23 protein-coding genes are annotated in these 22,409 nt (G+C 42.2%); 3 read left to right on the forward strand and 20 right to left on the reverse strand.

All coding sequences use genetic code 11. The features are described 5' to 3' along the window. From ACQ4LT_RS14365 to ACQ4LT_RS14445, 17 genes are all read right to left on the reverse strand, one after another. A partial coding sequence (locus ACQ4LT_RS14365; protein ID WP_445666754.1) for a 3-hydroxyacyl-CoA dehydrogenase NAD-binding domain-containing protein occupies positions 1 to 203 on the reverse strand: 203 nt, incomplete at its 3' end. Between the two features lie 44 nt (positions 204 to 247). Then, entirely contained in the window at positions 248 to 1,393 is a 1,146-nt protein-coding gene (gene gmd, locus ACQ4LT_RS14370; protein ID WP_445666755.1) for a GDP-mannose 4,6-dehydratase, read from the reverse strand. A 558-nt stretch (positions 1,394 to 1,951) separates the two neighbouring features. After that, complete coding sequence (locus ACQ4LT_RS14375; protein WP_445666756.1) at positions 1,952 to 2,911, reverse strand: GDP-L-fucose synthase family protein; 960 nt, start codon at positions 2,909 to 2,911, stop codon at positions 1,952 to 1,954. 205 nt (positions 2,912 to 3,116) lie between these two features. Then, complete coding sequence (locus tag ACQ4LT_RS14380; RefSeq protein WP_445666757.1) at positions 3,117 to 3,665, reverse strand: hypothetical protein; 549 nt, start codon at positions 3,663 to 3,665, stop codon at positions 3,117 to 3,119. A 323-nt stretch (positions 3,666 to 3,988) separates the two neighbouring features. Further along, positions 3,989 to 6,382: a GumC family protein gene (locus ACQ4LT_RS14385; RefSeq protein WP_445666758.1), complete on the reverse strand. Its 2,394-nt coding sequence runs from the start codon at positions 6,380 to 6,382 to the stop codon at positions 3,989 to 3,991. Between the two features lie 642 nt (positions 6,383 to 7,024). Continuing rightward, complete coding sequence (locus ACQ4LT_RS14390) at positions 7,025 to 7,207, reverse strand: hypothetical protein (protein WP_445666759.1); 183 nt, start codon at positions 7,205 to 7,207, stop codon at positions 7,025 to 7,027. Between the two features lie 355 nt (positions 7,208 to 7,562). Continuing rightward, positions 7,563 to 7,694 (reverse strand): hypothetical protein, encoded by a 132-nt coding sequence (locus ACQ4LT_RS14395; protein ID WP_445666760.1) that lies wholly within the window; start codon positions 7,692 to 7,694, stop codon positions 7,563 to 7,565. A gap of 15 nt (positions 7,695 to 7,709) precedes the next feature. Further along, positions 7,710 to 8,045 carry a hypothetical protein gene (locus tag ACQ4LT_RS14400; RefSeq protein ID WP_445666761.1) on the reverse strand — a complete coding sequence of 112 codons (336 nt, stop codon included), beginning with the start codon at positions 8,043 to 8,045 and terminating at the stop codon, positions 7,710 to 7,712. Between the two features lie 48 nt (positions 8,046 to 8,093). Next, positions 8,094 to 9,401, reverse strand: a complete 1,308-nt coding sequence (locus ACQ4LT_RS14405; protein ID WP_445666762.1) for a hypothetical protein — start codon at positions 9,399 to 9,401, stop codon at positions 8,094 to 8,096. Next, on the reverse strand, positions 9,402 to 10,019 hold the full coding sequence (locus ACQ4LT_RS14410) for a hypothetical protein (RefSeq protein WP_445666763.1): 618 nt from the start codon (positions 10,017 to 10,019) through the stop codon (positions 9,402 to 9,404). It abuts the gene before it with no gap. Between the two features lie 63 nt (positions 10,020 to 10,082). Then, positions 10,083 to 10,232: a hypothetical protein gene (locus ACQ4LT_RS14415; RefSeq protein ID WP_445666764.1), complete on the reverse strand. Its 150-nt coding sequence runs from the start codon at positions 10,230 to 10,232 to the stop codon at positions 10,083 to 10,085. 388 nt (positions 10,233 to 10,620) lie between these two features. Further along, positions 10,621 to 12,843, reverse strand: coding sequence for a hypothetical protein (locus ACQ4LT_RS14420; RefSeq protein ID WP_445666765.1), 2,223 nt, complete (start codon positions 12,841 to 12,843; stop codon positions 10,621 to 10,623). Between the two features lie 21 nt (positions 12,844 to 12,864). Beyond that, on the reverse strand, positions 12,865 to 14,115 hold the full coding sequence (locus ACQ4LT_RS14425) for an AAA family ATPase (protein ID WP_445666766.1): 1,251 nt from the start codon (positions 14,113 to 14,115) through the stop codon (positions 12,865 to 12,867). A 67-nt stretch (positions 14,116 to 14,182) separates the two neighbouring features. After that, positions 14,183 to 14,590, reverse strand: a complete 408-nt coding sequence (locus ACQ4LT_RS14430) for a hypothetical protein (RefSeq protein WP_445666767.1) — start codon at positions 14,588 to 14,590, stop codon at positions 14,183 to 14,185. A 49-nt stretch (positions 14,591 to 14,639) separates the two neighbouring features. After that, complete coding sequence (locus tag ACQ4LT_RS14435; RefSeq protein WP_445666768.1) at positions 14,640 to 14,936, reverse strand: hypothetical protein; 297 nt, start codon at positions 14,934 to 14,936, stop codon at positions 14,640 to 14,642. Between the two features lie 111 nt (positions 14,937 to 15,047). Further along, a complete protein-coding gene (locus ACQ4LT_RS14440) occupies positions 15,048 to 15,887 on the reverse strand; it encodes a hypothetical protein (RefSeq protein ID WP_445666769.1) in 840 nt (279 codons plus the stop codon). A 437-nt stretch (positions 15,888 to 16,324) separates the two neighbouring features. Beyond that, a complete protein-coding gene (locus ACQ4LT_RS14445; protein WP_445666770.1) occupies positions 16,325 to 17,554 on the reverse strand; it encodes a tyrosine-type recombinase/integrase in 1,230 nt (409 codons plus the stop codon). A 327-nt stretch (positions 17,555 to 17,881) separates the two neighbouring features. Between ACQ4LT_RS14445 and ACQ4LT_RS14450 the strand changes: the two genes are divergently transcribed. Both ACQ4LT_RS14450 and ACQ4LT_RS14455 read left to right on the forward strand, forming a co-directional pair. Next, complete coding sequence (locus ACQ4LT_RS14450) at positions 17,882 to 18,376, forward strand: PEGA domain-containing protein (protein ID WP_445666771.1); 495 nt, start codon at positions 17,882 to 17,884, stop codon at positions 18,374 to 18,376. Between the two features lie 193 nt (positions 18,377 to 18,569). Next, positions 18,570 to 18,938, forward strand: a complete 369-nt coding sequence (locus ACQ4LT_RS14455) for a cupin domain-containing protein (RefSeq protein ID WP_445666772.1) — start codon at positions 18,570 to 18,572, stop codon at positions 18,936 to 18,938. Between the two features lie 512 nt (positions 18,939 to 19,450). On the opposite strand, the gene ACQ4LT_RS14460 is transcribed toward ACQ4LT_RS14455, so the two are convergent. Both ACQ4LT_RS14460 and ACQ4LT_RS14465 read right to left on the reverse strand, forming a co-directional pair. Further along, entirely contained in the window at positions 19,451 to 19,741 is a 291-nt protein-coding gene (locus ACQ4LT_RS14460) for a hypothetical protein (RefSeq protein ID WP_445666773.1), read from the reverse strand. A 371-nt stretch (positions 19,742 to 20,112) separates the two neighbouring features. Continuing rightward, entirely contained in the window at positions 20,113 to 20,250 is a 138-nt protein-coding gene (locus tag ACQ4LT_RS14465; protein WP_445666774.1) for an integrase core domain-containing protein, read from the reverse strand. A gap of 44 nt (positions 20,251 to 20,294) precedes the next feature. Between ACQ4LT_RS14465 and ACQ4LT_RS14470 the strand changes: the two genes are divergently transcribed. Next, positions 20,295 to 20,552: a hypothetical protein gene (locus ACQ4LT_RS14470; RefSeq protein ID WP_445666775.1), complete on the forward strand. Its 258-nt coding sequence runs from the start codon at positions 20,295 to 20,297 to the stop codon at positions 20,550 to 20,552. A 439-nt stretch (positions 20,553 to 20,991) separates the two neighbouring features. On the opposite strand, the gene ACQ4LT_RS14475 is transcribed toward ACQ4LT_RS14470, so the two are convergent. Further along, on the reverse strand, positions 20,992 to 21,903 hold the full coding sequence (locus ACQ4LT_RS14475) for an EamA family transporter (protein WP_445666776.1): 912 nt from the start codon (positions 21,901 to 21,903) through the stop codon (positions 20,992 to 20,994). Positions 21,904 to 22,409 lie beyond the last annotated feature (506 nt).

A 22,409-nucleotide genomic window follows, 5' to 3' on the forward strand; every position in this document is an offset into this window, starting at 1 on the left:
GTGGTAAACTGCAGGCGCCCCTCCCGCTGGCTGCGGGCGAATATCGTCTCCAGGCCCGGCTCGTAAATCGGGATCTGTCCGTCTCTTAATTTTTTTACTTTATCCTCATCAATATCTACGCACGTCACGTTGTTGCCGGAATCGGCGAAACAGGTCCCGCTGACCAGTCCCACATATCCCGTGCCAATAATTGCAATATTCATAATATTTTATCTCTTAATGCTTTTGTATTTCAATTTTAAAAGACTTACTCAATATTCATTTTATCAATCGGCTCATCTCCGTTTATCAATTTCTTATAATCGCCCTCAACCATATCTTTCACCAAGTCGTTAATCATGTACTTAGGTTCCCAACTTAACTTCTCTTTAGCCATTGAAGCATCACCTAAAAGTATATCCACTTCCGTCGGACGAAAATATTGAGCATCAACTTCGATTATGGCTTCGCTTTCGCTCAGCGTTGAGTTGTTGAATTGTTGAGATGTTGAAGATTCAAATTTTTCTTCATCAATAGATTCAATGATTCCTTTTTCGTTGACACCTTGACCTTTCCATTTGAGATTAATTCCCAAGTGTTCAAAAGCCATTTTACAGAAAGCGCGTACTGTCGTTGTTTCTCCAGTAGCTAAAACAAAATCTTCCGGATTTTCTTGTTGTAACATTAGCCACATACCGCGGACGTAATCTTTCGCATGTCCCCAGTCGCGCTTGGCATTGAGATTTCCCAGAAATAGTTTCTCTTGCTGGTCCGTAGCAATACGTACAGCTGCTCTGGTTATTTTCCGCGTCACAAACGTTTCGCCCCGGCGTGGAGACTCGTGATTAAACAGGATGCCGTTCACCGCAAACATATCATAGGCTTCGCGATAGTTTTTGGTAATCCAATAGGCATACAGCTTCGCCGCGGCATAGGGTGATCGCGGATAAAAAGGCGTATCCTCGTCCTGCGGCATTTCCTGAACATTTCCATACAATTCAGAAGTGGAAGCTTGGTAAAATTTCGTTTTGTTTTCCATGCCCAAAATGCGAATAGCTTCAAGCATTCTAAGTACACCCATCGCATCAACGTCCGCCGTGTATTCTGGGGATTCAAAGGAAACGCCCACATGACTTTGTGCCGCCAGGTTGTAAACTTCGTCGGGTTGGGTTTCCTGAAGAATACGCGTGAGATTGGAGGAGTCGGTCATATCTCCGTAGTGTAAATAAAAAGGTAATCCTTCGTAATGGGGATCGTGGTAGAGGTGATCTACGCGATCTGTCTTTATAAGACTTGCCCGTCTCTTTATGCCATGGACTTCGTAGCCTTTATCGAGTAGCAGTTCTGCTAAATAAGAGCCGTCTTGTCCGGTCACTCCAGTTATAAGGGCTGTTTTATTTCTTGATGCGCTCACGATTTAGTATTTGTTTAAAATTTTCTAGAAATCTAATATTTCCGCCTTTGGGCATAATGTATGTTCATTTTTTGTGACCAAACAGATTCTACCGCCTTTTAGCTTGACCCAAAAGGCTCGTAAAAGCTCAAGAAGAATTTAACTTCTCGGTGCTGATTTCATCTACAAACGCTGATCACGTTTTATATCAGCACCTCGTCAGACAGAAATTTCTCCGGTTTAGTTTTGTCACTTTCAAAAATATCGGATTAAATTCTCATCCTAATTTTTCGGTTTCATCAATCGGCCTTGAATTGTGTGCTGAAGCCAAGGGATGCGGTTGTAGATTTTGTACCGGTGATATCCCAACAATTAATTACAATAGTCATAGGACCATCAAAATCTACGCATCCTGCAGGCTAAAGCGTTTACACAATTCACAGCCTTGATCTTTTAGCACCTTTTGGATCAAGCCAAAAGGTGCACCATAATACACTTAAAGAACAATAATATTTCAATCGAGGGAATATCTAAACATCCCTCCCCGCCTACGGCGGTACTCCCTTCAAAGGGAGACTATTAAGATTTTATTTCAACCTCCTTAATTCTATCCAAATTCTTCAAAAACCATTCGTAGGTTGCCTTTATCCCATCCTTCAATTCAATGTTATAGGTCCATCCCGCTTGCGTCATACGAGTTACGTCCATTAGCTTTCGGGGCGTGCCATCCGGCTTGGAAGTGTCCCAATTTATATCACCTTCATGTCCCACAATATCCTGTATCAACAGCGCCAGATCTTTAATGGTGATATCCTTTCCGGTTCCCACATTATACAGATCGTACTGCATTTCATTATTGAGGGTAAAAAATACCGCATCGGCCACATCATCCACATGCAGAAATTCACGCATCGGTGAACCGGTACCCCACAAAGGTACAGGGCTGTGTCCGTTTTGTTTCGCTTCATGAAACTTGCGGATCATCGCCGGTAGCACGTGGGAGGTTTCCAGATCAAAATTGTCATTGGGGCCGTACAGGTTCGTCGGCATCAAGGAGACGTAATCCCGGTCGTACTGCCGTCGCAGGGCATCCACCATCTTTACTCCCGCAATCTTGGCGATGGCATACCACTGGTTCGTCGGCTCCAGCGGTCCGGTTAGCAGTGAATCTTCACTCATCGGCTGGTCGACGTGCTTGGGATAGATGCAGGAGCTTCCCAAAAATATCAGCTTTCCCACATCCTGCTCGTGAGAAGCGGCAATAATGTTGTTTTGAATCTCCAGATTTTCATAGAGGAACTGCCAGGGATATTCCTTGTTGGCCATAATTCCGCCTACGCGTGCTGCGCCATCTACAACCACATCCGGCCGTTCTTTTTCAAAGAAATCCTTTACGGCCTGTTGGTTACGCAGGTCAAGTTCGGAGCTGGTTCTGTAAATGAGGTTTTCATATCCCTCTCGTTCCAGCTTTCGCTTTACGGCCGAACCCACCATACCTCGGTGTCCGGCGATATAAATTTTAGAATCGTTGTTTAACATCTCTTGCACTTTAATTGAGACGCATGCGATGCGCCTCTACATTTTAAATTCTTGACGATTGACCGAAAATAGACGACCGTCACCGGTCTTCTGTCATTAGTCTATCTTAATCGCTCAATAATCAAAGCCGATCAATAATGAGTATACTCGTAACCACCGTTGAAGCTATAGGTCCTATAACTTTGCTGCAATCCGCAAAATTTACTCACCGAACTCTATCCACAATAATAAATGCGGCTCCAATTGTCGTGGCTATTGAACCAATAACACGAGCATAATCAATAATTGAAGGACGACGTTTTACTTGCAATGAAACAACCTGATTATTTTCGAGCTTAAAATTTCGCATCCCGCGCGGTAGTGGTTCATTTAAGCGATATTCGAAATTTGTTATTACTTCTTGTCCTGTTTCTGGATTAAATTCCGAAATGTTAATCTCAATACGCATCTTGGACCAGTCCAGCTGTGTTTGCTGGTCGTTAATCGTACGCGGGCCAAAAGCATAGGAAATCAATTGTGGCAAGGTGGTTTTACGCGGGATAAGGTATCGTCCCGGGCTTCCCACGTCTCCCCATACGTTTACGGTATCAGCCAGTTGTCCCGGTTCGGCCACGCGGATGATGCGTTCTCCCAAGCGAAATTGTTGTCCAGGTTGTCCTTGCCCTCCTTGTCCTTGGGCTTTAACATCAACCTGCCAAAATCCGGTAATAACGAGGGCTATTGCTAATATTTTTATTGTTTTAACTATGTTCATAAAACGGATTAGATGCGGATATCAATCTAAGATTATTATTTTTCGTCTCCCTTTCCGATGGCTCCCAAAATGTTTTCATTGCATTGTCTTCAATAAGAATCGTAAGGGTAATGGTTGGAGAAGTTATTATCAAGGTATTTCTTTGCTCTTTAGTATAACGTATTTAGTAGAAAGTTCTGGACAGATATTGCTCTGAAATAATAGGACATTTTTAGTCTGTGTTTACTTTTTTGAGTAACTAAAGGTTATGTTGAATATTTAAGCCTGAGGCGTAATCGGTAAGTTTGTTTTCATATTATATAGTTGAGATATCTAGACAAATCTTACCCTTCATCAGAATAAGAATCATAATCTTCGTACAGCTCGCGGTAGTAGTGTGAGCTGTAATAGTAATCGCTGGTCTGGTTATAGTCGAATGCCATGAGCACCGTACCCAATACATTCGCCTTTATATGCTGCAGGCTATTCATTACGTGATCCAGCTCTGTTTCGGTAGTTTCATTGAACTTTGTAACTACCACAATACCATCCGTCTGTTGTACCACGGCCGAAGCATCCGTTATGATGCCGTAAGGAGGAGTATCAATGAGTACAAAGTCAAAAGTCTTTTCCAAATCCTTGATGGTTTGCAGAAAGGCATCGCTCTTCGTTATCGACGAAGGATTGGGCGGACGCTTACCCGAAGTAAATATTGACAATTGAGACATTGGCGTTTCTTGAAGTGCTTCCTCAATAGGTACATTGTCAAAAAGCACCTCAGCAATACCAGGAGCTCGCTTAGAACCAAACATATTATGAAGATTCGGGCGGCGCAGATCAGCATCTACAACAACCGTTTTATAACCTGATTCAGCCAAGACTACACCGAGATTCGAAGCCACCGTGGTTTTGCCTTCTCCCTTAGTGGAACTGGTAATCATCAGGGAGTTCAAATCCATATCCGGATTCGAATACACAATATTGCTTTCCAGTCGTCGGAAGGATTCCGAAATAGGAGATACCGTATCCAACATCGAAACCAGAGTGGTTGAAACCTCAGACCCCTGCACATTTACCTTTTCCTGATTATCGTATTCATCTTTGATAAATGCACTCATGTCAGGTATAACTGCCATCAAAGGCACACCATAGCGTTTCAGTTTTTCAACTCCATCAATACGAATATTAAAAGCTTCCCGTACAAATACATACCCTACACTAATCACCCCTCCAAGAATAAACCCAACTAATAAATATATCTTAGTATCCGGCTTGATAGGACTCCCAGGTACAATTCCGCGTTCTACTATACGTCCACGACCAAATTGTGTCTGTTTCCATAACGACATTTCAGCATATTGCTGTGAGATAGTTAAATAAAGTTCTTCATTAATCTTAACATCTCGCTTCAAGCGACCCAAAGTCATCATGTTTTCAGGAAGGGATTCTAAAAATCCTTCTAATTCCTTCATCTGTTCATCAATAACTTCTATTTGGGCCAAATTCTGCTCTCTTTGAACCTGAAGTTCAACAAGCTGCTTGTTAAGATCCGTAATAGCTTGCGTAACATTTCCACCTGATCCTCCCAAAAATCCTATATATTCATCCCCTTCAGCAATAAGGTTTTTCGTTAAATCTCGTACATTATTTTTATAGATTTCTATTTTGTTATTAATTTTCTTTAGCTCCTCTGGCAGTTCCGGCGCATCTTTAAGAGAGGGGTTATTAGCCAACAACTGCGTTTTTTCCATCTCCAGTTCGGCTAATTTATACTGTAGCCGTTGCATATTAGGACCAATAGCATCGGCATATTGTTCTGCGAGTCCAGGTTTTATTTTATTGAGCCGTTCGCGATAGTTATCCATTCCAGACTGAACGGCTTCTAATTTTATCTTAGCTTGCTGCCTCTCGGCTTCCAGAGTAGCCATCTGGTTTATTACCTGGCTTGTCTGCTGGTCAATCTGCACCAATTCTGTTTTTTTCATATACTGGCGGAGATCATTCTCAACGTTTTTAAGCTGTTTCTCGATTCGATCTTTCTCATTGGCAAGAAACTGGACCGCCGAATTCGCAGAACGGCGATTCTGGCGGGTCGAAATGATTGTATAAACCTCCATCGCAACATTTACAATATCAGAAGCTTCTTGGGGCGCAGGGCTATTATATGTAATAGATATTACATCGGTATCCTGACTAGTCTTTGAATATGAAATCCCTGCTTCCAGCCTTCCAATAATTTGATCTCTGGAGGCCAAAGTTGAATCCTCTGGATAGCTTTCAAATAATACTGGGTACTGATTGCCATTTTCCATTAGTTGTTTTTTAATAAGCGTATCAGCAATCTCAGCGATCATGTTGCGAGAACGCATAATTCTCAGCTGATTGCCAATTGCACTACCCGTTCCAATACCATAAGTGTTGGTCAACATACTTGCTAAGTCACTACCGGCACTCGAGTATTGATTCTGCTGTTGCGTTATAAGCAATGCCCCTTCACTACGATAAATAGGGGTCGTATTATAAGCCATTACACCGGCAATTAATATTCCTATCAGCACAGTCCCCATGATAAGCCACTTGTAATGCCAAAGAGTATAAAAGAGTTGTCTTAAATCTACTTCATTAGGACCTGGGGCATTTTTCGGGGGTGAAGACTGCCCACTGTATTCTCCTCTATATGAGCCGTTGCCGAAAGATCCCTGGGGTCCCGGGGGATTGTTGTCGTTACCTATCGCCATTTATCTTAGTAGTTGAAAAAATTATAATTCTCGAAAGCAAGGTAAGGAAAAGAGTCAATCCTTAAAACTCTTAATCAAGATTTAGTAGTCAAAATGCGGTAGTCTTTTTTTGATTTTTTTGTACTCTCTGAAATTGGTACTCCATAGCTCTTCTTCAAAAGAGGTACCAGCCCTATGGAGTTATAATAAGATTTCCGGAACAATTCCTCTGCAGAATCTTAGGTATAGCATTAAAAGGCAGGATCTTAATATTAACATTTCTGATAATTTAATGCCCGGAAATCGTGTCTATGTATATAATCATCTTAGCAACTTTTGTATCTTTTAATTCCGGATAAAACCTTTATAAAAATATTATTTTGATATGCGGACTGTAAAAAAAATAAAAAAATAAATTTGGGAACCCGAAGGTAGGGGGTGGTTTATATTGATGGGGTATCGTTTCTATGAGAGTAAAATAAAAAACGATGTTGCTTGCAAACCCTGGTTAAATAAAGACGGGGGGTTTTTCTGTGAGAATCCTAAAGATTTATTTTAAACCATACCCCCCCTTAATAAAAAAGCCCCGAGGCGAACAGCCTCAGGGCGTTATGCAGCCATGCCGGGCAAGCTGGCCGCATGCTTATCTATTTGAACCTTCTATTAAGGAATATCCGATACCTTTATTGCGTCTTGCAAAAGCATGGATGCCAGTCGCTCTTTAAAATACTCCACGGCAGCATCTACCTTTTTCAAGTGCCCATCTTCAAAGTCGTTGCTTTGATTGATCACCTGCTTAAGCTCCGCTATGGATTTTGCCTTAGACAGGCTCGCGTTATAACTCATTCACTGTTTTATTTCATTGCAATACGTGAAGCTTCCACTGTATTGTCGCACGTATTCCAGAAACAGCTGGTCAAAATTATTATTTGTTATCTTATTCTTGTTCATTGTTATCTTCTTTTAAATTTAAGTTACAGTTCGTAAAATCAAGGGTCTTAAATTGATCGGGATCTAAATTCCCGTTTTTGACGCCTTGTAATATGGCCGGCGCTTTCTCGGCCGGACGTTTTCATTTTTGTTTCTTGGCGATGTATCGTATCACGTCCGGGGACGTATTCAACTGCTCAGCTGCCCGATACATGCCTTTTTCTTTCCATATTTTTTCAATGGTCGCAAGGCCATATTCCTCTATTACTGTTCAGGTCTTGCTGTACGAGGTATCCCTTGGCTCGCGCTCCTGGGGATATCGATGTCGTGTACTCATATTTATCTTCTTTTTGTTAATTGTGATTGTTTTATCACCTGCTACGCTTATTTGTAGCGTGCTCATTATATAATGTTCGAATTATTTTTCTGCGGCTTTGCTCGAAGCCTGGAAGTCCCGTTGTATAGCTGGTTCAAACCGGTCAGTCATGCGGAGTGGCAAATTGGAATAGATGGCTACTTCGGCCTCCTCACGGATCACCCGGGCCCGGCCCGCGGCCTGCAAGAGCTCCCCTTCGATGAGGCTCAGCTGTATCTCCCGGAGATCTTCATTCTTAAAGGTGTTAAAGGAGTACCGAAAGCCCCCTCTGGTCACCGTCTGCATCCCGAACTCTCTGTTAAATTTGTCCACGTTGGCTCCAAGTACTTTTCCAATTAAATAGTACTGGGCATTATGCTTATGGGGCGTGCCCAGCACGTTAATATCCTTCCCGGAATACCCATTATACCCTGAACAATTCTGAAATCACATCGTTTCGGACGCACTTTTAATATTGTCATTAAAGCTCTTGAAGGTAATTGTCGGCCGTCCCTTGGTCTTTTCGTTGGCTTCCTCGATCCGCTTGGACAACGAGTTCCGACTGTAGGAGTAGTCCGTATATTGCGTTACCCGTCCTTGTTGGGTTACATCACTGATATTCACCTCCACCACGCGCTGCCCAAACAATTTTTTATAGATAAAGGTAGGAATCGTCGCACTCATAATGATGATCTTTTTGTCCTCGGGGAAGCTGCTGGTATTAATAAAATGGATCTTGTCCCGGTCGTTGGGGTCCTTGTAGAAATAGTCGCACTGCAAATACTCCATGATATTACTCTCGATATCCCGGGCATACAGCATGCCAACCAAATGACTGTCAATATCCACTTCGAACCGGTTGGGAAACTCTAAAATCCGGTCCTCTTCCACATCTTCGAGATACCGCTGCAAATCCAAGATACTCAGCTCTTTGTTCCCAAACATGTTGGCATTCTTTTCAATCTTTTTCAGGTCGGCGATACGGAGAGTATCCACCTGAAGCAATTTATCGATCGGATCCTCATCGTATATAATAGTCTCATGACCAAACGTTGTATGCATCGCCCGGTCGTGGGTCGTAAAGACGGTCTCTATGGAGCGCCTGGCCACCTTGGAATCATCGAGGTAGGTCCGGGCCAGATACTGATCATTCCCCATCCCATAGACGCCCTTTTTAATATCCCAGAGTAGCCGGTGGGCCTGCTTGCCCAATCCCAGCGTATAGAGTCGCTGCAGCTTTTTATTTAACAGCTCATCAGAGAACGTAGGCAACTCCGGCGTCATCACCGCCGTGGTCGGATATTTCCGCTCCCGGTATAATTCCTGCTTAAGATCATTGGTGGGAAAGGCAATCGTCACATCATCGAGGTCTTTGATCCTCCACGATTTTCCAATTCCGGTTGTGAGCCGGAAGATATAGATCTTATTATCTAGACTACCCAACGCCTGATTGAGCTTATATTGCAACAATTGCTCGGCCTTCTTCAACGGGATCCGGTTAATGGGTTCGGTTTGCTCGATACCGGAGATAATATCGCGTTCAGCCTGAATTAAATTTCGGTACTTATGGTCTTCCCTGTAAGGCGAAAAATTCTCCAGTCGCTGTGGAAAGTAGACTCCTTCCACCGCCCGGTTATACTTTTGGAGCGATCGTATCAGCTCAAAGCGCCCGTCATGCGGATAGGGGTTATTACCTTCATGGTTGGAATTGAATTCCCGAAGGCGTTCTTCATAAATGCGTTTTCCGCCCTTCATTCAGACGAGATTTTGGGCCAGTCCTAACAACTGTTCGTACTTTAGCCGCTCATCACTATTCATGAAATCATAAAATATCCCGACGCGCTGTTGCAGTTTGTCCCAGTTCACAGATTTATTATTACGGTTGTCGCGAAGGGTTTCAATGGCCTGCCGTTTCTCCTCCAGACTCAGTGAGCTCTGCAGTTCTCCTATATTATTAGTATAGGGCGACTGCTCTCCACAAATACGTCGAATAAAACGGGGACCTTCCTGGTCAGCCTTAATCGTATACATGCGTCCGCCATTCTTAATCTTGTCGGATTCCAAGGCCGCAAACAGCACGTCAAGGGAAATAGCCTTTGGGTTGAGCACCTCTCCTTTTTTATTAGTGCCGTAAAAGAAGTGCGCTTCATCGCGGCAAGCCTTGTCGGCTTCGGGGTACATGCGAAATAACCCATCCATCAGGTAGTTTCGGGCCTGACGATTAGTAATCAGCGTATCCAAAAAGAATAGGAGTCGAAACTTTCGCTTTTTGGGGCTGTCGCCGTAGGTGGGGTAAAATGCACTGGGCAGAATATCGTAGGCCTGTATCCGCTCGATCGCTTCCGAAGGAGTAATGCCACCATCAAAATCCAAAGCCGCTATACATGAACCTACCCAATTCTGGTTGGACCGACGACCGTCAAAAACAGAAGGGCTTCAGGATATGCCCTGCTCGATGCCCTCCAGAAAATCTTCGACGGTACTCACGTTGGCCGGTTGCAGGCTATTATTAATCTTGGCAGCCTCCTCAGTGGTAGGCTTTTGCTCGTAGGTATTGGGGTCTGCTGTAAATTCAAATTTTTCCATTCTCAATCGTATTGTATTTAACACTTAATTATGTACTTCTCTTTGTTATCTAGTTTCCTGTTGTAAGAATGGTTGTCTGTTGTCTTTAGGGGCATGCGTAGGATTAATTCCCGCATACCTGTATATAATCTATTCCAGATAATTGGTGATTTCAACTCTAAATGAAATAAATTTCCCTTTTTGGCTGGTTTATTTAAAAAACGGCCTCTAGATGCTAACAAGAAGGATTTGAGGAAAAACTAAATAACTAAACCTTCTAAATTAAAAAGGACCAAACCGGCGTTGGAGAACCTCCTTTTGCCGACCTGACCCTTTTATCCTTCTTAGAGCGTTTTCGTTTAGACAGTTTATATTTTTAGAAACCCCGGCAGAATCCTACAGAGGTCGATTACCGGCTAAACCACTGCCTAAACTCTTTCCCGGCAATTGTTAGATCTTCGGGGAACGCCGTACATCCGCGGGTGCCCACTCCGGGGATATGCTTTTGGCCTTTCTTAATCCCGGGAAATTTCTCGAACCATTCCAGCAGCGGATCCTTTCCTCCTGTATGGGTGGCAAGCTCGGTATCAATCCAGCACTTGTTATCGATCCAGACAAGTCCTTCCTTGACATCATAGCCACCAAACTCCGGGTCATTGTTCCACTTCTTGAGTAAGTTGGCAAGCATTTCCTCGCGAACCTGATTCTCTTTTAATTTCGGATACCAGGCAAGTTCGACTGCTTTTAGCAGCTGGTCTTCCACCTGCGGAGATCTGTTAATATCGACAAGCCTTGCCATAGATAGCAGCGGTGCTACAAGCTGACGTTTCCTACCAGTTAAGGATCCGCCGGATGGCAGTTCAATGGGGGACGGGATGCGCCGGTAAAACTTTTTTATCCCCCTGTGATGATATAAACCCAGGGCGTAACATCCTCGGCGAATCATCTCGGTTCGTTGTTGAATCTCGGGAGCATCGGGTTCCCAAAGGTTAAGATGCTGACGGCTTGGCATCTTCCTCATGGGGATAGGAATTACCCGTGAGCTAAGGGCTGGGGCTTCAATGGGATCAATACTGGCCAAGGCTTTGGGAGAATACAGGTTATAGGTCGTCGAATTTTTTCCCGTCATCTTCCGGTAGCTGCCCCCTTCCTTGTATCCGACATTGACCATGTGGGTATATTCTGTCCCTGTCCCCTTGGAGTGTGACTCAAACTCATCAAGGCCAAGCGTGCATCCCAGCTTATGTACTTGCTGAATCACGCTTGCGCGGGTGGCCTGTGATTCCAACAGCCCATTAAATCCGCACTTGGTTATGAGTTCAAGAAAGGTCGTTTTTCCGGCCCCCTTGTTGCCATGCAGGTGAAGATAACCATAAGCGTTGAAAAGCTTGTAGACATATCCCCCCATAATCCACAGGCCAACTAACGAGGCCGTTTGTGGGTGTTCCAGATAAATATGATCCAGAATAAGGGATTTCAGGCTATCAAAGGTATTTTTGGGCGTCAGCTGGCGCGAGGAGCGGTCGATGTTAAATACATCGGCTTTCGTCAGGCGGATCCCCGGATCCTCGTGGATGGAAGCATCAATATTATAGATATCTTGTACCTCCTGCTCCTCGAGAATATTGAAGGGATGGGAGTGGACAACGGTCCCTTCCGCTGTTCCATACCAGAACATCCCGCCTTTGTGATGCTGCGGAAAGTACAAGGCCTCACTTTTATCCCCGCTGATAAAGGATTGGTACGTATCTTTGTCAAAGGCCACCGTTTGGTTGGCACGTTCTCGCTGAACCGTATCCAATAACGTATCCTTGTGGGAAGGATTGTCCATTAGCCACTTTGTTAGCAGTTTACCCTTGGTTAGAGGCATCGTATGTATGCTTTTCACCTGCGTATCTAGGTCCTGAAGGCATTTTATAAACGGGTGAAACGAATATTCCCATTCGCCTCGCTCATCGCCAATAAGCAGTACAGCAGTCTTGCCCTGGAGAAGCCGCTCGTAGTCGATCCAGTCCAGTCCACTGTCATGAGGCCGAACATATACCGGCTCTTCCAGGATATATTGTAATAACTTGGCCTGCAACGGGTTTTCTACAAACCAAACTCGCGGGGCGTCCGGACATGGCCCGATGCGGGGCACGCCGACGATAGTTTCTCTGCGAGACCCATGTTGCCAAGAAAACCTGCTTACGGGATGACCGATCTCACTTCGCCACAGATAATGCAGCGTCCGGCCATCCTGGTCCAGCCATAACGGATAATCTTTGGCTATGGACGGAGGCAGTCCGCTAATAGCCTCCAGCTCTTGCAACCGCTCGGAGTCTTCTCGAAAGGCTGACAGGCGACTGTCGCAAATATGTTTCCTAAGTGCCTCATCATCACGGGATTCGGCATCGAGTGCTCGCTTGATTCCTTCTTGAGTAAGTAGAGGATAGCTATGAAGCAGTAAATCCTCCTTGTATCCTTCTCCGCCTGTTGCATGGCAATAATATCGTTCAACTTCTCCAATTTTCTCGATGCGTATCTTGTCATCTCCAAAAGGAGATTTGCCTTCAAGAGGAAATGTTCCATCGATTGATTGTTCTGATTTGATTTCTGAGATATATCGTTTATAAAATGTTAGTGTTTCCATAATTATTATCTGTTTATGTAATTAAATATTTCTGCCGATGGCAGTTGATTGTTTCATGAAGCCTAGTATAGCTTCCGTTGTTATTTTCTTATTGGGAAAATCCGAACCTGTCTCTGTTAGTGCCTGCAAGCCGAACTGCTTGGCAACATGTTCCAGTGCTGCTGGCCTGAATCCCTCGGTATAATCTGCAAGGAGTTGGTAGTCGACTACTGTATCGGCTTTTAACAAGGGCGACAAGAAGTGTCTGAGCAGCTCAGCCCTTTGCTGGCGATTTGGAAGTGTAATCGTAAAGGTGATTTCCATCCGCCCAATTCGACGCAGGCTGCGGGGTAGGCTACGTTGATGCCGGGCGAGACCGATAGTGAGAATCTTATTATTCCCCCGACTTTCATCCAGACAGTTTTGAAGGCTGAATATCCATGCAGGAGTGTTATTCGTTTCCCCATCCAGGGTGGAAAGGCCATCGATAATAATTAGACATCCCTCCTTCGACGATGCCTGTTTATATATTTCATTTACAAGATCTGGGGTCGGATTCTCACCTGCCCCCAGTTGAAGAATAGGCCAATCTAGTTCTTCGGCGATGGCCGATGCGATGGTGTCCTTTCCCATCCCGCAGGGGGCGCAAATGAGCAGACCATTTATGGGTTCCAGCTGATGCTTTTTAGTGAATTCTGGATGCTGCAACGGATAAATAACTTTACGCTGGATGTTGCTGAGCATCTGCTCATCTTTTCCTGCCAACCGATCCAACCCTGTTATAGTATCATCCAATTTTCGCTGGCCCAACGTTTGAGGTTTCCCCAGCCCTTCATCTTTTGGATTTGAGTTCTTCCACTTGGTTTCTATAGTGATATATCCGGAGGTGGGGTAGCATCCGGTTATTTTGATTAGATCGCCTTTGAAATGGTACCTGCCCCCTTCTTGTACTTCTATTCCTTCTAAGACTGGAATGGCATCAGCCCCATCTTCAGCCAATTCATATTGAATCTCCCTTACCGGATCCTTCCTGCTAATCTGAATGGTAGCAACGGACCTATTGGTGATTTGAAGTATTTCCCCCAGCTCCGGGCTGACCAATAAGTAATTTCCACCCTGGGTTCTATGGCCCGGCTCGGAGATTTTTCCATGCAGGGAAAAGCCATTAATTTGGACGCAGTAGCTTTGAAAATAATTCCAGTGGAGAGAACCTCCACGCAAGAGCGTTTCTGATGCTACATCGATGCGCGTGACATCCTCGTCGATCTTACATCGCAATTCAATGGATTTCATATTATTGATATCTTAAAAGGTAGTTGACTCTAATGTGATAACAAGCAGCGAGGTTTCTGAGGCCGGGCTACTTTTGGCATTCTTCACATAATTGCCGGGCGCAATAATCCCTCAACGGCTTAAGCGACTCCATGCGATCACGAATCTGGTCCTTGGGTAATGGGGTACCGGTTGCATCCCAGATGGTATCCTTGTCATCAAGTGCTAATTGGCACTCTTTAATTTCACTATCGTAGGAGTGGTACAATGCCCTGTAGAAATCGTCATACGGAATTTGTTCTCCCTCTTCTTCTGCCTCTTTTTCTAATTCCAATAACCTTCCCCAGTAATACCATCTCGTAAATCGAAGGATTTCCTTTAACTCTTTTTCTTTTGCTTGGTCTAAATACTCAGTAAGCCGTATTAACCAGTGGGCAATCATATTAACTTGTTGATCCAATGAGGTATCGAATGTACTGTTATGTGGATTTTTCATAAGACTATGTGTTGTTGATTTGATTTTAGAAGTGATATACCTCAGGTAGTTATTCCTCCCCTTGGGCTTTAATGCGACGCTCATCCATGAATTTTTCCACGTCTTCGGTGCGGTATACTATTTTTCGACCTTCCTGGGAAAAAGAAATTTTGCCTTCCGATCTGAGATAGTGCTGTTTTCTATATGAAAATCCGGAAAGTTGCTTAAAATCAGCGGTGCTGAGATATTCCTTGGAATTGGCTCGACGTATGATTTTCGGGATGCGTCGTTCAAGAAGGGATTCTACTTCATCAGAGATTATCTCTCGGAATTTTTTTTCTGTAGGTATGTAGACTTGTTCTTTCATGGGTTGTTTATTGCGTTGTGATTAACTCACTACAATATCAACCCAAAACACTATAAATACAAGGGAGACAATGGGTTACAACTTCTTAAACACTTCCAAATAACTTCTATTTTAATTCGGTGTTTTTTGAGAAACAGATTTGTAGTCTCGTATCCATCCCCTTAACGTTTTATCACTGGGTAAATTCAAGTTTTTGAAATCTCCAATTTCTTTAATTTTTCTAAGGCTAGCAGAAAGTGAAATTTTTTCAAATGAGTCTCGATTTCTCTCAAAAAGTTTTAAAATCCGTATACAGGTATCTTTATTCCGCATTTGATCCGCAAATGCCTGAATACTCAACTTTTGTTTTTTGGTAAGTTTGTTATTTGTTGATTCCTCTTGTGTTATTTGCTCAAGTTTACGTAGGTATCTAGAGTGGACATAAGTTTTGTATAAACCTTCGAAATATTTTCCGAATATATCAGCATCCCCTCCTAGAAAGGTACCCCCCATTGCAATTGCATCCTCAAAAAGTTGATGCTCTAAAAGAATTGCCCTGTAAGTATAACAATCAATTTCCCCTCTAGGAATTACACCTCGTATCATTTTTGATATGTTATCCCTATCATTGTTAAGTTTTTCTTCTATTCTTTTCTTTTCGTTTTCCTGATAGGAAATTTGCTGTTCAAGGGCCATATTTTCTAATACCCATTTAAAAAATCGCACCTTGGTCTCAACAGTGGAGTTCACCGCAAGCTCAAATACTCGTTCCTGTTCTTTTACAATCTTATCAAGCTCTACTTGATCCATCATCGATGGCTCATTCACTGATGCCCAATATTCAGGCCATAAACCCGGTTTGTCCAGAAAATAATTAGTCTTAAATGCATTTCTTGTCCTATCATAGGTAGGAGGTGGGAAAGGGATTTTTCCATTTTCCCAGTCCTCAAAAGTAAATTTACTGGTTTTCATAATTATATAAATTATGAGCTTCGGCAAGAAAAGGGGGATGAGGGATTGCAAAAGAAGAAGAGCATTGTGAAACTGCTTTTCTCATTCCTCGAACCACTTTCCAAGCAAAAGCTCGCTTAAAAATTGGAATTTTGTGGTCGGCACTCACTTTTTGAGAGTGCCTTTGAGGACTGAGATTTTCACAGTCACATACTGTTTAGCTACTAAAAGTCCTTTCGGTTTTTTTAACCAAAAGAATGAGATTGGCAATACACCGATTAACTTTTTTAGTCAATCAGAATATTAGTCATTCTTAGGACATTTTTTCAAAAAACATTAATTAAAGATAAGGCATTCTGACACTTATATGCAACTATAATTTAGTTTTGGTCGATAATTGACTAAATAAATTAGATAAGATTCTTTCTATTCTGTTTAATTACCGCCTCTAATGCTAATCAGTTAAAGGGATTATCCATGGTTTGATCCTTGGCCTGTAGGCCTAGCCTATCTAAATAGTTTTCAGTTGTTGAAACTTTTGAGTGTCTTAGTTGACGGGAAATTTCATAGATGGAAACTCCTTTATTCACCAAATACTGGGCAAAACTATGACGTGCAACATGGGTACTAATTTGATCAGCAATGCTCTCTTTAATATCAGCCTGTTTCCCAACTTCCTTAATTGCCTTGTTTACAAGTACTAGTGAGCTAGAGACATTATTTTCGACTAGAGTCTTATCTTTTCGCTCCTGTTTTGAAAGTCCATCCAAGAAAGGAAACACGTATGCATCATCAGTCTTATCAGAATCCCTATATTTGTCTAAGATCTTTTTTCCAGGTTCAGGTATGGGAAAATACATGACGGACCCCGTTTTGCTCATCCGGTACGAGAGGCGCCCGTTGTTAATTTGGCCCCATGTCAGTTTGGCCATATCACCAAACCGGACACCATTCAAATAAAAAGCCAAAACAAACACATTTCTTGCATTCCATTCGTTGGAGCCCTCTGGCAATGAAAGGTTAGCCATGGCCTGAATCTGCTTATGTGTGAGTTTCACTTTTGGTGCTGGATCTCCCCTTTTAACCGGCTTTACACCATCAAAGGGATCATTGAAAAGAAGGTTTGCATCACGGGCTCGTTCCAAGATCCGTCGCATATCACTCATGTTTTTACGGATAGTAGTGCCTTTATTCCCCTTCTCTTGCTGCATCCAATCTTGAAATCTCGAAAGAAAATCGCTGTTGATCTCGGTGAATAGCAGATTCTCAGATCCGTTAAATTCTTTCAGCTTTGAAAGGGTAGCATTGGTCTGTTTTTTCAGATAAAACTGATCATTCCGTTCCAGCTCTTCTAATTCTTCATTTGCCATAATGAAGAAATTTTCTTTTGAAGCACCTATTAGACGATCCCGAATAGCTACAGCACTTTCTTTGTTATTACGACGAAGTACCCGGGCGGCTTTTTTAGCTTCCGCTAAAAGTATATCTAACTCTTCATTTAATTTGTTATATGTTGCATGAGTTCTACGCACCTCTTCTTTATCATCTCTCCAATCAGACGGACTTACTCTGATGCCTGTATTATAATATTTTATCTTTCTGTTACAGGTAATTCTAAGATATATGGGACATTCCCCTTTATGGTTAGCCCTTTGCTCTCTTAAATAATAATGGAATGTTGCTGGCATAATTGATACTATTTTCATTGAATATGTTTTACCGTAATAGAATTTTGGTAAAACATTGGTAAAACAAAAGTCGAAATCACCCTATTTCAATAACCCTCATTACATTACATAAACAGCACTATAGGGACGTATGAAGGGAAAAGCATAAGGGTAGATTACAATATTCTACCCCAGTCCAGGGCACTCAAACCCTTGTAAGTCATTGGCTTGCAAGGGTTTATTATTTTAGGTACAAATATTTACTATTCTTTGGGGAGTATTTATTTTTATACATATTAGAAAACATTCATTGGGTACAAACCATAATTAAAAATCAAGAGTTCTAATATGTCATCAACATATAAAGGTTCAATTGCAAGCCTATTAATCTTCTCATTTTTTCTAAGTAGTTGTGCTACTATATTTAAAGGTAGTAATGCTGAAGTTCGCTTTAATTCTTCACCTTCCGGAGCAGAAGTTCTAGTAGACGACATCAATAAAGGTGAAACCCCTACATCATCTCAACTTTCACGCAGTGAAAGCCATATTGTAACATTTCAAAAAGATGGGTATGAGGAAGTAAAAGTTAAAATAAACAGAAATTTTGATGGTGCTACCACTATATTAGGTAATTTAGTTTCGTGGTGGCTTCTCGGAGTTGTAGTTGATGTAGCATCAGGAGCTGCTTACACATTAAGTCCAGCAGATGTACAAGGGAATCTTAATAAGCTTGAGGAGGCAGGAGTTATAAATAAAGACGAATTACCTCAAGCTAAAGAGAATACCATCCACGTATTCATGCTGACCAAAGAAGAATGGGAAGAAATTCAAAAAAGTGAATAGTAAATAATATTTAAACCCTCCCGAGCGTACTCCATAGGAAGGCTCGGATAATAAAGTGTTTAGGTGCCCAAATTTCGGTGCTCCTACCCTTTTCTGGCTTTTTAGCTACTGGTTAGTTATTTAGCAACGCAATATTTATTCGTACACATCTTATACCCAATATCATTATACCCCCAACAAAAGAGTAGATATAATGAAATATGAAGCTTTGAATTTCGAAGAAAAGTTCGGTCTGCTTGACGAGCAATGGTCACCTAAAGTCATTGCCGAAATGAATGACTACCAATTTAAAATTGCCAAAATAGAGGGAGATTTCATTTGGCATAGTCACCAAGATACGGATGAAACCTTCATTGTGTTGGAAGGGAGTCTCCGTATTGATTTTCGAGATGGATCTGTGACCTTAGAACAAGGCGAAATGTATGTTGTACCTGAAGGCGCTGAACACAAACCGTACGCTGAGAATGAGGTGAAATTGCTATTAATTGAACCTAAGGGCGTACAAAATACAGGAGACCGAGATGAAAATGAACGTACTGCTGAAAACGATGTGTGGATTTAAGGGGAAACAGTGAGCGTATTCGGCATAATCAGCTCATCAAACGGATGGATCCCACAAGAGATCAGGTGCATGACCTATCATCTGTTGACTTTTAGCTCTCCGTTTAGGATGTATGACAAGATTCTAAGCAATGTTCACAACCGTTTGCTGGTTCGTATCCTTTTGCTTCTGCTTTATCAAGAGCAATATCACAGGACTCATACTGACCCAAAAACTCTCTGTGAGCAAGTTTTGGTAGCCACGAGCATGTAGAGTTATGAACTTCATAATCTCCATTTTCATCAATCCTCTTGCGAACATAATATTTATCCACGGACATATAGAAAGGTATTAATTAGAGCTTAAAATAGTATAACAGCTAAGCTATCCAATCCTTACCATAAATTTCAAATAGTTTACTTCTAAGGGCTAAAAAATCCTTGGTAACAGCTCTGTCATTGCAGTTACGCCGAGGGTACTCATCCACTCATCCAAATGCTATATGATTTAGATAGATATTCTCCAGATTAATTTTAGTTGTCATCAGTCAGGATGGATGAATCAAAATCACTCTTAATTTCTTTTAGGGTATCTATAATAATTTCTGAATCAGCTTCCCAAATTTCCCCATTCTCAAACCTTACTTTATTGACATAGGCAATACCCGTATAAAAACTAAAACCTGAAGGAGTTTCATGAACCCATGTTCCACTATTTCCTTCCCTTCCTTCCAATCTAACCATTGCTATTCCATTAGTAATACCTAAATACTCGTTAAATATATTGAATGAGACGAATCCAAATTCGATAGCAATTGGGTTCACTCTACCTGAGTTTACATATACTACTTTATGCTGGATGCCTTCTTTTGTATTGGATCCCGCTTCCTCAAAGAATGCTTCGTATTTTTTTTATTTCAATGGGAGAGTTAGGTTGGTCAACAATGATAGTCTCTGTATCCTGGGCGAATGAAATCGAGGCTATTAGAATACAAAATAAAGACAGTAATAGTTTTTTATACATTTTCTTGCTCTGTTTAATTACTCAATACATTCTATATCTCAATTAAAATGCATTTTTACAAATCCTCTTTTTGAGTTTACTGTTAATGCCCATAATTTTTACGGCACTTTTTTATACGTTAGAAGTGTAAGCTCCCCCATTTCTCGGACCACTCAAAAGTAGAGGATTTCGGTTAAGGTAGTAGTTCTACCGGTGTTTTATACCCCAGCGATTTGTGGGGTCGGTTGTGGTTATAATCGTATTTCCATTGCTGTTTTTTTAATAAAAAAGTTTGCCCTTTTACTACTGAATAGGATAGCTTAGCAACCATGATCCTATATTTAACCTGCTAACAATCACTCAATTTATAATACTATGTCGAAATGCGATTTTGATATTGCCTATTCACAAGAACCAGATGAGGCTAAGAAAATCATCTCCGAAGAGATCACCAACAATGACGGCGAAATCCAAATCAATGGAAATGAAGGTGAGTTTACTATCTCGGTACCTGGCGGTGAGGTTACAGGTAGTGTGACATTCAAAAATAATACGATCTCAGTTAGTATTACAGATAAACCAAGCTTAATCCCCTGTGGAATAATCGAATCAGTGATACAGAGTTACCTGTAATAGTTTACCGTGTTTCTGCTACTCTTTATTTAGATTGTCAGCGATAGATTTAGAATGGAAATTTATGGAAAAAAGTATACTGAAATCTGTGTGAGGACTATTCTCCTGATATTTTTCCAATTAAAGGGGTTATACAGCAAAGCTATTCCTATTTGGGGATAAAAAGATATCCGCGTTTGAAGCCATAGCTGCTTACGGAATCGCATTTTTAATGCTGGAAGCTGTTTCCATGCATTTAAAAATCGGCGATCCCCTTAAGAAGTCTTTTCCAGCTTTTACTTTTCTGGTTTTATCCCTCATAATTGCACTACTCTAACATCTCACTACAAAAAATTATAAAACGCAATCGTGGATCACAGAGTATCCATCAAAATAAAGAGAAGACACAGAATTAGAGGTTTTAAATAGTCATAGAATAGGTGGATCATAGATACAAGCACTACTCAGTAAATGGTTGTGCCCGTTGAGTGCTCGAATGTACGCTCAGTGCCGTCACTGTGACCAAAATCAGTCCTATGCCGACGATTTGTGGACCGACCAGGTTTTCATTCAAAACTAAGACGCCGAATATCGACGCGGTGACCGGTTCGACCATTGCCACAATTGACGCTACGGCCGGTGCGGTATGCTTCAGGCCGACGATATAGAGAATGAAGGACAATCCCGCGCCGAGTACACCTAATACTGCGAATAACAGCCAATCTGGTGTATACAGGACTGCAGCGACCTGGTCAGCATCGCCCAGCCAGAAAAGACTGATGGTAATTACCGAAAATGCTATTGAAAGGATCGCCTGCGGACTGCCGTGGGGTGCCGCATATTTAAATCCAAAAATGAATACTGCGTAGGACAACCCGGCAAGCAGCCCAGCCCCCACACCGATAGCTGTGACGCTGCTCTCGCTGATGTCATAAACCTGGGTAAGCAACACGATACCCAGCATCACCACAGCAATTGCAGCCCACTTCAGCATGGTGGGGCTTTCAAGCTTTAGTGCGAATGAGACCAGGTACACAAACACTGGAGCGCAGTACATCAACGTAACTGCAACAGCGAGGCTGCCCTGCGCGATACTCATGAAATAGAATGCAAAGTTGCCGGTTACGCCCAAGCCGGCAATTGTTGACCAGAACCATAACCGGCGATTGGCCAGGCCACTGCGGCGCGGGCGAAGTAATAGCCAGACGAGGACGAACAGCAGTCCGATCGCACCCCGGTAGAATGAGACCACAAACGGATTCCAGCCATCGGCCATAAGAATACCACCGATCCCGCCTGAAACTCCCCAGAAAAGAGCTGCCAGCACCACCAAAGTTGTACCCGCGCGTATCATTTGATTACCATTTATCATTATAATGTTAAGACGACTCGTGGCAGTAAGTCTCGCACCGCTAAACACGTCTCTAATCATCAGCCCAAATCGAAAATGGAACCGAATATCTTAATCGCAGTTTGTTAAAGTATACAAAGAAGATCATGTTGCCTATTATTTGGTTAAAAACTAAATTTTATGGAAATAATTCTGTAAGAATTAGGCGGGTCGACGGTTTTTACTACCAAAGTCGGACCTGTATTGAGCTAACTTCAATTTATGAGTCGTAATTCACAAGCAAATATCAAATGGGATATCCTATCTTTTTACTTGCTAAAAAAAGACCCTCCCCGTAGCATCTTCATCGTTATACACTTTAATTGCCCACTAAAAGTATTGGAACAAAAGCAGGCGTTCTTATTATAAACAACACATTCTACAACTAAACTTGGGGGATTATGATCAAATTAAAGTTAGGAATCGTCTTGTTTTCTTTTCTTCTCATCACCGGATGCAGTGGCCCGGAACAACAATCAAGTGATCAG

The sequence above is a fragment of the Fodinibius sp. AD559 genome (genome assembly GCF_052712805.1).